Raw genomic sequence first — 13,168 nt, 5'->3', positions numbered from 1 at the left:
AACAGGAGCGTCTATTATTATGTCTTCATAATCTGCATTTTGGAAACTTTTATTAAATGTGTTGGAAAGCGGGGCTTAATCGACATGAACGAACAGCGTATCTTCCCAGGAATTTTATTGATCGGCTTTGGTTTGTACTTTTTTCTTCATCAATCCGCTTTTACATGGGTAAAACCTTATCTCGGCTGGCCAGCTTTGCTTTTTATTACAGGAGTTGCTTTTCTCGCCCAGGGGTTTAAAGGCGATGGAAATGGAATTGTTCCAGGTGTCGTACTCGCAGGGTTTGGTCTTCACTTTTATGTAGTAGATTACCTCGGCTGGTGGGCAAATGATACAGGTGTTTTCCTGCTAATTATTGCCGTCGGCTTTTTGCTACAGCATCAGCAGACAGGACGAGGCCTTTTAAATGGTGTTTTATTTTTGGCTCTCGCGGCTGTCATGCTTTTTTATGGTACTGTAAAACAATGGCTGGGGCCGGCCGGGTCATTCTGGCAGTTTTGGCCGCTCATTTTAATTGTCATAGGTGGATACTTGCTGTTCGTGCAAAAAAACAGCGGCCCAGCCCGAAAAAAAACGTAAAAGGAGCCTCCCTAAAATACGGGAGGCTCCTTTTATTCTTCTTCAAACTGCTCTTCTTGACGAAGCTCTGTTTGATATTCTTTTTGTTCAAACATCCGCTTTTTCACGGCTTTCCATACTTCTTCTTTCCCAAGACCTGTTTCTGATGAAAACACAATAATGTCATCAAGCGGATCAAAATCAAGTGTTTCTTTTACTACCTTCAAATGCTTCTGCCATTTGCCCCTTGGAATTTTGTCCGCTTTTGTCGCAATGACAATGGTCGGAATATCATGGTGCTTTAAAAACTCATACATCGCTACGTCATCAGCGGAAGGAGCATGACGTAAATCGACAATATGAATGCAGGCGGCAAGCGGTTCCCGGTCTGTCATATACGTTTCGATCATCCGGCCCCAGGCAGCCCGTTCTGTTTTCGCTACTTTTGCATAGCCGTAGCCCGGCACATCGACAAAAAACACAGTGTCTTCGATTTTATAGAAATTCAGCGTTTGTGTTTTACCCGGTTTTGATGAAATGCGGGCCATGCTTTTACGGCCAATCATCCGGTTGATAAAAGATGACTTCCCGACATTTGAACGCCCAGCGAGCGCAAATTCCGGCAGACCATCTGTTGGATACTGATGCGGTTTCGCGGCACTGATCACCAGTTCCACATTGTTTACTTTCATGAATTGCTTCCTCCGATCGCGATGTCCAATACTTCATCCATTGTTGAAACAGGCAGGAATGTCATTCCTTCCCGGATGCTTTCTGGAACATCATCGATATCTTTTTCATTATCCTTCGGCAAAATAATCGTTGTTAAACCGGCACGGTGTGCACCAAGTGATTTTTCTTTTACACCGCCAATCGGCAGGACACGGCCGCGCAGCGTAATTTCCCCGGTCATCCCTACATCACGGCGTACTGCACGCCCCGTAAGTGCCGAAATAAGGGCTGTCGCCATTGTAATCCCTGCAGATGGTCCATCCTTTGGAACAGCGCCTTCTGGAACATGAATATGAATATCATGATGTTCATGAAAATCTGCTTCAATACCCAGTTCATTCGCTTTTGAGCGTACATAGCTAAAGGCGGCTTGTGCCGATTCTTTCATTACGTCACCCAATTTTCCGGTTAAAATAAGCTTGCCTTTTCCTGGCGAAAGTGATACTTCGATTTGAAGGGTATCTCCGCCAACCGAAGTATAAGCAAGCCCATTGGCCACGCCGACCTGGTCTTCAGTATCTGCCTGCCCGTAGCGGAAAATACGCTTGCCGAGATACTCTTGCAAATTCTTATCGGTAACGGTAATCCGCTTTTTCTCGCCTGACACGATTTTTTTAGCTGCTTTGCGGCAGATAGCAGCCATTTGACGCTCCAGACCCCGTACGCCGGCTTCGCGCGTATAATAGCGGACAATGTCTCGAATGGCTTCATCTTTTAACCGAAGCTGATTTCGCGTAAGGCCATTTTCATTTACTTGCTTCGGGAACAAGTGATCTTTAGCGATATTGATTTTTTCTACTTCCGTATAGCCGGCGATAGATATAACCTCCATACGGTCACGGAGCGGTCCCGGAATGGCACTTAAATCATTTGCTGTTGCAATAAACATAACATTCGACAAATCATACGTTTCTTCAATGTAATGATCACTGAAGTTATGATTTTGTTCTGGGTCAAGCACTTCAAGAAGAGCTGCGGATGGGTCGCCACGGAAATCGCTCGACATTTTATCAATTTCATCCAGCAAAAAAACTGGATTTACAGTGCCGGCTTTTTTCATACCTTGAATAATTCGGCCTGGCATTGCACCGACATAGGTGCGGCGATGACCGCGGATTTCCGATTCATCGCGGACGCCTCCAAGTGAGATGCGTACAAAGTTCCGGCCAAGCGATTCGGCAATCGAACGAACGAGACTTGTTTTCCCTACTCCAGGAGGGCCACCAAGACAGAGAATCGGTCCTCGAAGCGACTGTGTCAATTGACGAACTGCCAAAAATTCAAGCACGCGTTCTTTTACTTTTTCAAGCCCATAATGGTCACGATTCAATACATTTTCTGCTTTTAACACATCCAGGTCATCTTCTGTTGCATGAGACCACGGCAGTGTAACAAGCCATTCAAGATAGTTACGAATGACCGCACTTTCCGCAGCACTTTGTGGAATTTTTTCATAGCGATCAAGCTCTTTCATCGCTGTTTTTTCGACATGCTCCGGCATATTTGCCGCCATAATACGCGAGGTCAGCTCTTCGACTTCCCCTGTTTTTCCTTCTTTGTCGCCAAGTTCAAGCTGAATAGCTTTCATTTGCTCACGCAAATAATATTCTTTCTGTGTTTTTTCCATCGACGTTTTCACACGTTGACCGATTTTCTTTTCCAAGTTTAATACTTCCCGCTCACTGTGAAGAAGGGCAATTAAACGTTCAAGTCTTTTTTTCACTGAAAACGTTGCTAAAATCTCCTGCTTTTCTTTTACTTTCAGTGACATATGTGATGTAGCAATGTCAGCCAGTCTTCCTGGCTCTTCAATGTCGGCAACAGAACTGATTGCTTCCGTTGAGCCTTTCTTGGACAGCTTGACATACTGCTCAAATTGTTTTAACAGCATCCGCATAAGCGCTTCAGTTTCCGCATCTTTTGATGCATCTTCTGTATGCACTTCCACGACAGCTTCATAAAAAGCTTCCTGATCTACAACCGAAATTAGTTTCGCCCGCTCTAATCCTTCAACAAGCACACGGATCGTTCCATTTGGAAGCTTTAGCATTTGCTTCACTTTTGTTAAGGTACCGACTTCGTATACATCATCTCCGGATGGATCATCTAAATCCGGGTCTTTTTGAGCGGATAAAAAAACAAGCTGGTCGTTCATCATTGCTTTTTCAAGTGCTTCAATTGACCGATCCCGGCCTACATCTAAATGCAGCACCATTGTCGGATATACATGCATTCCGCGCAGCGGAAGCAATGGCACAGTGTAAATTGTATCTGCCTTCATGGCAAATCTCCCTCCCAGTAAGAAAAGCGCAAGACATCCATTTATCGGCTATTGGAACAAAGCGGAAGCACGTGACGTATCATATGCTGCCTTACTTTTGTCACCCGCATTTTGCAGACTTCCGATAGTGTCTGAAGCTGGACAACGTCCAATTTATCTCTTTTCTTCCCTTTCTTTCTTCCTATCTTAACGCAAAGGTATAGACACTGTCGATTGAAAAGAAGGGACAGCACCCCTTGAGGCACTGTCCCTTCCTTAAAAGATCAATCAGCGTTTATGCAGACGTTTTATCAGCAGAGCCGACATCGTTCCCGTTTTCATCGAGAAGACGCGGCGGCGCAAGGTCAGTTACAGTTTCTTTCGTGATCACACATGTTTTAATATCTTCACGTGTCGGCAATTCATACATTACATCAAGCATAATACTTTCAATAATAGAACGAAGGCCGCGGGCACCTGTTTTCCGCTCAATCGCTTTTTTCGAAATTTCACTTAAAGCCGCATCATCAAATTGAAGCTCTACATCGTCAAGTTCCAGCATTTTTTGATATTGCTTAATAAGCGCATTTTTCGGCTTCGTTAAAATTTCAATCAACGCTTCTTCATCCAGCTGCTCCAGACTTGCAATAACTGGAAGACGGCCAATAAATTCTGGAATTAAACCAAAACGAAGTAAGTCTTCTGGTACAAGCTGTGCCAGGTAGGACTTTTCTTCTGCCTGCTCATTTTTCTGTTCAGAACCAAAACCAATCACTTTTTGGCCCAGACGGCGTTTAATAATTTGCTCAACACCATCAAATGCTCCACCGCAAATAAAGAGGATATTGGTTGTATCAATTTGGATAAACTCTTGATGCGGATGCTTACGTCCACCCTGTGGCGGAACGCTTGCGACTGTTCCTTCTAAAATTTTCAAAAGCGCCTGCTGAACGCCTTCACCGGATACATCTCGAGTAATAGATGGATTTTCCGATTTGCGAGCTACTTTATCAATTTCATCGATATAGATAATTCCTTTTTCAGCTTTTTCTACATCATAGTCAGCCGCCTGGATTAATTTAAGCAGGATGTTCTCAACGTCTTCTCCCACGTAACCAGCTTCTGTCAGTGACGTTGCATCAGCAATCGCAAATGGCACATTTAAAATACGCGCCAGCGTTTGAGCAAGAAGCGTTTTCCCGCTTCCTGTCGGGCCGATCAAGCAAATATTTGATTTCGCCAGTTCAACGTCATCGATTTTACTGTTTGAATTAATACGCTTATAGTGGTTATATACCGCAACAGCGAGCGATTTTTTCGCACGTTCCTGTCCGATTACATATTCCCCTAAAATTTCACGAATTTCCGTTGGCTTCGGTACATCTTTAAATTCTACTTCTTCTTCTGTGCCAAGTTCTTCTTCTACGATCTCTGTGCATAGCTCAATACACTCATCGCAAATATAAACGCCCGGTCCCGCGACGAGTTTCCTCACCTGGTCCTGCGATTTCCCGCAAAACGAGCACTTTAATTGTCCTTTTTCTTCATTGAACTTAAACATCTGGTTCACCCCTTATGCTATGTTGGTGCAGCCGGAGCCATTTTTAGCAGTCCGCCTTTTAACTGCGCCGTAACTAAGTTATGTATCGCATTGTAGCACACTTGCCACAAAACCAAAAAGAAAAAGCGTTTTTGGACTCTTTATGGGTAGAAAACAAGGCACGATCACGTCGCGCCCTGTCAGTGTGTTCTTTATTTATTATGCACCAGCAGTGCTGTTTTCGACAAGAAATTCGACTGCTTTGCGAATTTTCAAGTCTGCTTTCATGCCTTCAAGGCTGCCAAGTGCTTTTTGAATGTCTTCTTTTGAAAGACCAAATTGCTCAGACATTTTGTTTACTTCTGCATCTACATCTTCATCTGTCGGCTCAAGATTTTCTGCTTCAGCGATTGCTTCAAGCGTTAAGCTTGTGCGTACACGCGTTTCAGCATTTTCTTTCATTTGGCTGCGAAGATCTTCTTCTGTCTGTCCTGAGAACTGATAGTACAAGTCAAGATTCATACCTTGCATAGAAAGGTTTTGTGTGAACTCTTGAAGCATACGGTCGATTTCTGTGTTGATCATTGCTTCAGGCACATCTGTTTGTGCGTTTGCAACAGCTTTTTCAACAAGATCGTCACGAAGCTTTTGTTCAGAAGCATTTTTCTTTTGCTCTACAAGACGTTCTTGAATTTTTGATTTTAGCGCTTCAAGTGTTTCTACTTCTTCGTCTGTTTCTTTTGCAAACTCATCGTTTAGCTCAGGAAGCTCTTGTGCTTTGATTTCGTGAAGCTTCACTTTGAATGTTGCCGGCTGTCCTGCAAGCTCTTCTGCATGATATTCTTCAGGGAATGTAACTTCAACGTCTTTTTCTTCTCCTGTTTTCATACCGATCAGCTGCTCTTCAAAGCCTGGGATAAATGTGCCAGAGCCGATTACGATTGAGTAATTGTCCGCCTGGCCGCCTTCAAATGCTTCACCGTTTACGAAACCTTCAAAGTCGATAACAACTGTATCATCGTTTTCAACAGTGCCGTCTTCTTTTACAACAAGCTCAGCGTGACGTTTTTGAAGATCCTTCAATTCGTTTTCAACATCTTCTTCTGTTACTTCTGTGCTCTCTTTTTCTACTTCAAGACCTTTGTAATCGCCAAGCGTTACTTCTGGTTTCACTGTTACTTTTGCTGTGAAAATGAACGGCTTGCCTTTTTCAAATTGCTCTACATCGATTTCAGGACGGTCAACTGGCTCGATGCCTGTTTCGTCGATCGCATTTCCATATGCTTCAGGAAGAATTGCATCAATTGCATCCTGGTAAAGTGCTTCTACGCCAAAACGCTGTTCAAACAACGGACGAGGCATTTTCCCTTTACGGAATCCTGGAACATTAATTGTTTTAACGACTTTTTGGAATGCTGTGTTAAGGCCTTTATTAACCGTTTCAACGTCAACCTCAACTGTTAATACGCCTTGGTTGCCTTCTTGTTTTTCCCACTTTGCTGACATAAAAAATTCCCTCCAACAATCTATTAATAAATATGAACGTTCGTCCTATGTATATTCTCGATTGATATAAAAAGGACACAATACGACTTTTACATTATACCATACAGTCACTCTGTTTCAACTAAAAGGCTGAAATTTCATCGAGTTCTTTCATAAACAGAAGTGCTGCTTCCATCTCCGCCGACACTTCTTTTACACTGTCCATCTCATACAGGCGCTTTATTTTTGCTGCAATAGCCTCTGCCCATTGCTCAATGGAAGCAGGCGGGTCAAACGGGTAAAGCAAAAATTGATACTGCCTGGCCAGCTCCACTGCCTGTTCAAACAGAGCCGGCTCATTTTGACCGGCGGTTTCTTCCAAAAGCTCGATTACCTCTTTGAAAAACGGCTGACTGAATGCTTCTCCTTCCATTACCGGAATGATTTCTTTTTCCAATTGAAATTTCCGCACCCATACTTTTTCGGCTGTTCCAATGTCCCGTAACAGTCCAATGGCCATCGTTTGAATAAATGGATGCTCTGTTTTGTCTCCAGCCCTGTCTATCAGTTCCTCTTTAAAAGGGGCCGGATCGGTTTTCGCCAGTTCTGCCAGCTTCATTATTTTATCCTGAAGAAAATCGGACGGCTTAAACAAGACTTCTTCTTTTTTCACACTCATTCGGTCTGCCAAAGCTTTTAAATGAGCAAAATGCTCATAACGGTCCGGAGGAAGCCCTTCTTCAAGCAAAACGGATAACGTCTCCGCTACTTCCTTGTATCTTCTTTTTTGAATTAGCATAAGCACATGCAAATCCAATACATCGAAGTATTGCCCTTCCCCTGCATGAAGCATTGCGCGCGAAAGTTCAATTCCTTCATCGTGGCTGCCACTTTCATGGTAGGCAATTAAAAGAGCCGTTTTAATATCTTCCTGATGCTCGTCTTCAAAGCGGAGGGCTTCAGTATACAGGCGGATCGCTTCATCAAACCGCTTTTTTTCTAATGCCTGCTGCCCCTGCTGCTGGAGCCGGGCCGATGTTCCGGGGAATTGTACAACATTACCGGATTTTTTCCGCTTCTTTTTTTTCATCTTTCTCACCCGCTCGCTCTTATAATAGTTGAGTGTAGCATGGTGCCGCGCGATTGAACAGAGAAAACAGTTGCTCTTACCTCTTTTGACTGTCATGCTAATAGTATGAACATACAGAAGAGGAGATTCCATTATGATCGAAGTTAAAACATCTGCACTAAGTGACGGCGAATTCAATCGGGGCGTTTTTGCTGTGCGTGATATAAAAAAAGGAGAAATGCTGCATGAAGCTCCTGTTATCCCTTACCCGAACGAACAGCACATCCATATCGAGAAAACTCTTTTAGCGGATTATGCTTTTGAATACGGCGCCAACCATACTGCTATCCTGCTCGGCTACGGTATGCTGTTTAATCATTCTTACGAGCCCAATGCCATATATGATATCCATTTTGAAAGCCATTCATTTAAGTTTTATGCATACCGGGACATTCAAGCTGGCGAAGAAATTTTAATTAACTACAACGGAGATGTGGATGATAACGCCCCGCTCTGGTTTAATGACGAAAGCCTCGAACAATAAGTTCAGGGCTTTTTTTATTCTTCACTTATAGCTCGGCTTCCCTTTATATTGGGGATAGAATGGACGCTCAAATTCATAGTAGGTGAATATATCAATATTCTTTTACATGGTTGAACTGCCTAATGTTCGAGGAAGGATTTTCACAATGAAATAGCGCCGTGTGCGTAAACCATGCTTCAACCCGGTATGTGACTGTTTATCATATAACCCCCGTCATAAATAATCCTCGCCGTTTTTTGCTCTTCTATTTTGAAGCTTTTTTAAAAGACTGCCGCCATTTCTTTTTTTAGCTTTACAAAAAAAAGAAAAGCATTGGTTAATGCTTTTCATAGTGTTGAAAAACAAAGAAGTCAAGAAGAAGTTCATTTTTTAAAAAGTTTATATGGTGTTTCTCTTTCTTAGCTTGCCTGAAAGTCTTCCCTTTCTAAAAACAGCGTCAGGGGGCTCCGGACTGGCGGCTGCGCTTTCCTGCAGGGCGAACGCTGAACCAGCCACCGCTTCGCGCTGTCTGTGTCAGCCTGTCCGCTCTTCCCGCGGGAGTCTGCGCCGGCAGCCCTCCACCCGTTGTGCTTCTGAAAAACAGGGGAGTGAAAGGCTTTTTCTGTTCTTTCCAGCAAAGAAAGGGAAATAGACTGGTTTTACTGGCTTCTTTTCATCCCCACAAAGGTGGCAGGCGCGGGGCGAAGACTCCTAAGGGACTAGCGGGACAGGTGAGATTGGCTTTGCCGCGAAGTGGTGAAGGCGAGCTCACCTCCTGCCCCTTGGAAAGCGGAGCTGCCCGGACGCCGCCGATCTATCCCATTCATGTGCACAGTTATCAATCATTTGTCTACAGTATAAAAAGCATTGATTAATACTTTTATCGCAAACTTTTTTTCTGTAAAAAGAATAAAACTAGATAGAAAAAAATCGCCTCAGATTTTGCAAGCGATTTCTTTTTAAGCAAACAAAAAAGCGCCCTACGGCGCTTTTTTTATTACGTCCCAGGAGGGATTCGAACCCCCGACCGACGGCTTAGAAGGCCGTTGCTCTATCCAGCTGAGCTACTGAGACTTCTTCTGAAGACAATATCTATAATATCAATCCATATATCCCCTGTCAACACCTATTTTTAATTTAAAATAAAATGCTGATCGATTTCTTTTATTTTTGAGTGAAAACGTCCTGCAGAGGCAGGACGTTTTGTTCACTCAACGACTGAACGTGCAGCCAAGCTCTTTCACTTCATGGTGCTTTTCATCATAGAATTGAACAGAAATGGTCGATTTGCTTACTTCTACAATCGCGTATGTTTTTTCACGCCGCCCCCGTGGGAGCGCAATACTTCCCGGATTCAAGTATAAAACCCCGTCGGCCATTTCAGCACCAGGCGAATGGGAATGGCCAAAAAAAACAAAGTCAGCTCCTGTTTCTTTTGCTTTCATTGCCAGGTTTGTTAAAGTCATCTTAATGTTATAACGATGTCCATGTGTCACAAACACACGACAGTCTTCTACACTTTCTAATATATCATATGGAAACTTGTCCTCGTCATCGCAGTTTCCACGGACGATCGTGTAACCGACCACTTCCGGCGATGACGCATCCATTTCAGAATCTCCACAATGAATCATGACAGAGACTTTATCAGCATAACGGCGTTTTAAATCTGATAAAATACTGCTCCAGCCATGGTTGTCACTTACCACTAACATTTTCACTTTAAATCACCTGCCAATTCTGGCAGCTGTGCTCGCAAGGAATGCAGCGCTTTCGCCCGGTGACTGATTTTGTTTTTTTCCTCCGGATCCAGCTGTGCCATTGTTACATTGTACCCTTCCGGAAAAAACAGCGGATCATACCCAAAACCGTGCTCTCCCGCTTCTTCAAATCCTATCGTTCCCTCACAGCTTCCTTCTGCCCAGAGGGGATCACGCCCATCCGGAAATGCTACAGCCAGTATACACATAAAGCGGGCACTGCGGCTTTCCTCTGGTATGTTTTTCATTTCCTCAAGCACCTTATCATTGTTTGCCTGGTCATCTTTTTCTGTTCCCGCATAACGAGCTGAGTACACGCCTGGCCGACCGTTAAGCGCATCAATAATCAGTCCTGAATCATCAGCAATTGCCGGCCGGCCTGTTGATCGGGCGGCAAACTCTGCTTTTAACAGCGCATTTTCTGCAAATGTTTCACCTGTCTCTTCTACGTCTGGAAGTTCAGGATAATCGAGCAACGTTTTAACTGTTATTCCCATAGGTTCAAACATGCGGACAAATTCCTTTGCTTTGCCCACATTGCGTGTAGCTATTATTACTTCATTCATTTGCTGACTTCCTTTCGTAAATCAACTCTGCTGCAACGCCAAGCACTTCTGCTTGAATCTCAAATAAAGCTTCAAGACTTCCCTGTGCCGCTTCAAGCATTTGTTGAAGCTCATTCATGGAGAATGTCGCTTCCTCTCCAGTTCCCTGCACTTCAACAAACTGGCCAGACCCGGTCATAACCACATTCATGTCTACTTCAGCGCTGCTGTCTTCTTCGTAGTTTAAATCTACAACAACTCCATGCTCCCCGACAATACCGACACTGGTCGCCGCAAGAAAGTCTGTGATCGGATAGACAGGGAAATCTTTTTCGATCGCCAAATCATGCAAAGCCAATGTCATGGCTACGAATGCGCCGGTAATCGCTGCGGTACGAGTTCCACCATCCGCTTGGATCACATCACAATCAATCCAAAGGGTCCGTTCTCCGATAACATCAAGGTCAACAACCGTACGCAGCGCACGGCCGATTAGGCGTTGAATTTCCATCGTTCGCCCTGTTACTTTTCCTTTTGTTGATTCCCGCATGTTGCGCTGACCGGTTGCACGCGGAATCATCGCATATTCAGCTGTAACCCACCCTTTTCCACTTCCTCTCATAAACGGTGGAACTCGGTCTTCAATGCTCGCCGTACAAATGACTTTTGTGTTTCCGACAGAAATGAGTACGGATCCTTCCGGGTGTGTTAAAAAGCTGGTTTGAATTTCAACCGGCCGAAGTTCTTTTGCTGTTCGTCCATCTGTGCGCATATACATTCCTCCGTTTTTTCCTGCTTCCGCTGTCCATTTTCCAAAAATTACGCGTGTCTGTCAAATATTCATTCAGCAGATGGAAGACTTTCTTCATTTATAAATAAAGGAGTAGTTAATGAAGCAGGAAGTGGAGCTCCTGTTTCCATTTTTACATCAGGATGTCCTTCTACTTGAACTGCTACGCTTTCAATTTCGGCTGAAGCCGCAAGGGTGAAAGACAGCGGTTTAAGCAGGCTGCTTGATACAAGCGCTTCTCCATTGTCTTCCAATATAGCATCATTAAATTGAAGAACAGCCCGTCCATTTTCAACAGCCGGCTCTTCTACTAATTTTGCATCCGCAGGCCAGCTTGTCATAAGCCCACTGCCCGGTACTGGCCCTTTTGCCAGCTCTTCTACAGAAGCAGTAATAAGGTCTGTTTCCTCCTCGGAAATACGGCGGGTAACCGGTACTAAATAGGTCCCCTTTTCATTTTGTCCTGTAAAAAACACTGTAATAGGTTTTGTTGCTCCCGTATCTGTATATCCCGCCTTTAAGTTAATCCCATCTTCCCGCTTCATCCCGCCTGCTGCAATAGGCATTCCCGCTTTCGGCATCTCCCTCAATGTTTCTCCATTAAATTTAATCTGCACGCGGTCAGCCTGTCCGATACCAGTAACCGTCCATGTAATGGCTGATGCAACAAGCTCTTCTTCTTCTGCCGGGTACTGATCAAAAGCGCCTCCTACACTCACAGTGGCTGTTTTTCCGTCAAGCTCTACATCTTGAATAACCGTTCCTTCAGGCAGTGGAGAACGAAACCCAGCCGGTACACTTCCTTCTGCCAGCGCTATGAGGGCAGCCTGCTCTTCCTGACTATTCCCTTCAATTGCGACTGTTTGCGGTACTAGAAAACCATTTTCATCCACTGCATACAACTCTGCCATTACAGTTTCATCTGCTGATACCGGCTTGTCTTCTTCTTCCTCAGTATAAACCACTTTTACCGGCAGGCCATCCTCTGGTTCTGCTGCGCACCCTGACAGTATAAGCAGCATCAGTAAGCCATATTTTTTCTGCACTTAAACCGCCCCTTTCATTTGCATTCATACAAATATATGCAGGCAAATGAAAAAAAGCCGGCATTTATGCCAGCTGAATTTTTTTTGTATTTAATGGAATACCCTCGAGCCAGTCTGCTGCAATCGCATTAAAGGCCTGAACACTTCCCGTTGTGAAAAAACGATGCGCTGCCTGCTCGTTTTCTGAAAGCATATTGTTAAATTCTAGAATCGCACTGACTTCACGGGCCGTTTCATCGCCAGAGCTAATGACAGATACTTCTTCTCCCATAAAATCTGCAATAATCGGCTCTAGCAGCGGGTAATGTGTACAACCTAGTATCACCGTATCAGAAGGCGTTTCCTTTAGCGGCTCAAGTGTATGAGCCACAACTTGTTGAGCCCGCTCGCTGCGATATTTTCCGCTTTCTACAAGCGGAACAAAACCCGGACAAGCAAGAGCAAACACTTCTGCACTCGGATCAATAGCCGTGATTGCTTTTTCATATGCCTTGCTTTTAACAGTGCCGAGTGTACCGAGCACTGCAATACGGCGGTTTTTTGTTTGTTTAATCGCTGCGCGGGACCCGGGCTGAATTACACCGATTACCGGAATAGGCAATTGACGCTTTATTTCATCCAGTACAACAGCGGTTGCCGTATTGCAAGCAATCACCAGCATTTTCATATCATATCGTTCTAAAAACCTGGTCATTTCCCAGGTAAACTGCCGAACTTCTCCCGGCAGGCGCGGACCATAGGGACAACGCGCAGTATCTCCTATATAATAAATCGTTTCTTTGGGCAGCTGGCGCATCATTTCTTTTGCAACCGTCAGCCCGCCGACACCTGAATCAATTACTCCAATTGGTCTGTTCAAC

At 44.3% G+C, this 13,168-nt stretch carries 12 protein-coding genes and 1 tRNA gene; 2 read left to right on the top strand and 11 right to left on the bottom strand.

Annotated elements, in window-relative coordinates; all coding sequences use genetic code 11:
• Window positions 1-84: 84 nt before the first annotated feature.
• Window positions 85-579, top strand: coding sequence for a hypothetical protein (locus VP97_RS07880; RefSeq protein WP_050181310.1), 495 nt, complete (start codon window positions 85-87; stop codon window positions 577-579).
• 32 nt (window positions 580-611) lie between these two features.
• Here the strand turns inward: VP97_RS07880 and yihA are convergent, their stop codons facing one another.
• From yihA to VP97_RS07855, 5 genes are all read right to left on the bottom strand, one after another.
• Complete coding sequence (yihA, locus tag VP97_RS07875; RefSeq protein WP_050181194.1) at window positions 612-1,250, bottom strand: ribosome biogenesis GTP-binding protein YihA/YsxC; 639 nt, start codon at window positions 1,248-1,250, stop codon at window positions 612-614.
• Window positions 1,247-3,571 carry an endopeptidase La gene (gene lon / locus VP97_RS07870; protein ID WP_050181193.1) on the bottom strand — a complete coding sequence of 775 codons (2,325 nt, stop codon included), beginning with the start codon at window positions 3,569-3,571 and terminating at the stop codon, window positions 1,247-1,249. The genes yihA and lon overlap by 4 nt, the downstream gene beginning before the upstream one ends.
• 274 nt (window positions 3,572-3,845) lie before the next feature.
• On the bottom strand, window positions 3,846-5,111 hold the full coding sequence (gene clpX / locus VP97_RS07865) for an ATP-dependent protease ATP-binding subunit ClpX (RefSeq protein ID WP_050181192.1): 1,266 nt from the start codon (window positions 5,109-5,111) through the stop codon (window positions 3,846-3,848).
• A gap of 198 nt (window positions 5,112-5,309) precedes the next feature.
• Window positions 5,310-6,596: a trigger factor gene (gene tig, locus VP97_RS07860; protein WP_050181191.1), complete on the bottom strand. Its 1,287-nt coding sequence runs from the start codon at window positions 6,594-6,596 to the stop codon at window positions 5,310-5,312.
• 121 nt (window positions 6,597-6,717) lie between these two features.
• Window positions 6,718-7,665: a hypothetical protein gene (locus VP97_RS07855; RefSeq protein ID WP_050181190.1), complete on the bottom strand. Its 948-nt coding sequence runs from the start codon at window positions 7,663-7,665 to the stop codon at window positions 6,718-6,720.
• Window positions 7,666-7,798: 133 nt separating this feature from the next.
• Here VP97_RS07855 and VP97_RS07850 point away from each other — a divergent pair, with 133 nt between their 5' ends.
• Window positions 7,799-8,188: an SET domain-containing protein gene (locus tag VP97_RS07850; protein ID WP_050181189.1), complete on the top strand. Its 390-nt coding sequence runs from the start codon at window positions 7,799-7,801 to the stop codon at window positions 8,186-8,188.
• A gap of 979 nt (window positions 8,189-9,167) precedes the next feature.
• Here the strand turns inward: VP97_RS07850 and VP97_RS07840 are convergent.
• From VP97_RS07840 to racE, 6 genes are all read right to left on the bottom strand, one after another.
• Window positions 9,168-9,241: transfer RNA gene (locus VP97_RS07840), tRNA-Arg, on the bottom strand.
• 137 nt (window positions 9,242-9,378) lie between these two features.
• The gene (locus VP97_RS07835; protein WP_050181187.1) at window positions 9,379-9,888 is read right to left on the bottom strand and encodes a metallophosphoesterase; all 510 of its coding nucleotides are present in this window, start codon (window positions 9,886-9,888) and stop codon (window positions 9,379-9,381) included.
• Window positions 9,885-10,493: an XTP/dITP diphosphatase gene (locus VP97_RS07830; RefSeq protein WP_050181186.1), complete on the bottom strand. Its 609-nt coding sequence runs from the start codon at window positions 10,491-10,493 to the stop codon at window positions 9,885-9,887. The genes VP97_RS07835 and VP97_RS07830 overlap by 4 nt, the downstream gene beginning before the upstream one ends.
• The gene (rph, locus tag VP97_RS07825; RefSeq protein WP_050181185.1) at window positions 10,486-11,244 is read right to left on the bottom strand and encodes a ribonuclease PH; all 759 of its coding nucleotides are present in this window, start codon (window positions 11,242-11,244) and stop codon (window positions 10,486-10,488) included. Before rph ends, VP97_RS07830 begins: the two co-directional genes overlap by 8 nt.
• 68 nt (window positions 11,245-11,312) lie before the next feature.
• The gene (locus VP97_RS07820) at window positions 11,313-12,308 is read right to left on the bottom strand and encodes a GerMN domain-containing protein (RefSeq protein WP_050181184.1); all 996 of its coding nucleotides are present in this window, start codon (window positions 12,306-12,308) and stop codon (window positions 11,313-11,315) included.
• A gap of 64 nt (window positions 12,309-12,372) precedes the next feature.
• On the bottom strand, window positions 12,373-13,167 hold the full coding sequence (racE, locus tag VP97_RS07815) for a glutamate racemase (protein WP_050181183.1): 795 nt from the start codon (window positions 13,165-13,167) through the stop codon (window positions 12,373-12,375).
• Between the last annotated feature and the right edge of the window lies 1 nt (window position 13,168).

The organism is Domibacillus robiginosus, assembly GCF_000966195.1.
Classification (GTDB): Bacteria; Bacillota; Bacilli; order Bacillales; family Domibacillaceae; genus Domibacillus; species Domibacillus robiginosus.
This window is presented reverse-complemented; position numbering and strand designations above follow the sequence as displayed.

Bases quoted from the DNA above. Each gene is read 5' to 3' on its own strand.
- VP97_RS07880 (WP_050181310.1), top strand. From the start codon at position 85: ATGAACGAACAGCGTATCTTCCCAGGAATTTTATTGATCGGCTTTGGT.
- lon (WP_050181193.1), bottom strand. From the start codon at position 3,571: ATGAAGGCAGATACAATTTACACTGTGCCATTGCTTCCGCTGCGCGGA.
- VP97_RS07830 (WP_050181186.1), bottom strand. From the start codon at position 10,493: ATGAATGAAGTAATAATAGCTACACGCAATGTGGGCAAAGCAAAGGAA.
- clpX (WP_050181192.1), bottom strand. From the start codon at position 5,111: ATGTTTAAGTTCAATGAAGAAAAAGGACAATTAAAGTGCTCGTTTTGC.
- VP97_RS07855 (WP_050181190.1), bottom strand. From the start codon at position 7,665: ATGAAAAAAAAGAAGCGGAAAAAATCCGGTAATGTTGTACAATTCCCC.
- rph (WP_050181185.1), bottom strand. From the start codon at position 11,244: ATGCGCACAGATGGACGAACAGCAAAAGAACTTCGGCCGGTTGAAATT.
- yihA (WP_050181194.1), bottom strand. From the start codon at position 1,250: ATGAAAGTAAACAATGTGGAACTGGTGATCAGTGCCGCGAAACCGCAT.
- tig (WP_050181191.1), bottom strand. From the start codon at position 6,596: ATGTCAGCAAAGTGGGAAAAACAAGAAGGCAACCAAGGCGTATTAACA.
- VP97_RS07850 (WP_050181189.1), top strand. From the start codon at position 7,799: ATGATCGAAGTTAAAACATCTGCACTAAGTGACGGCGAATTCAATCGG.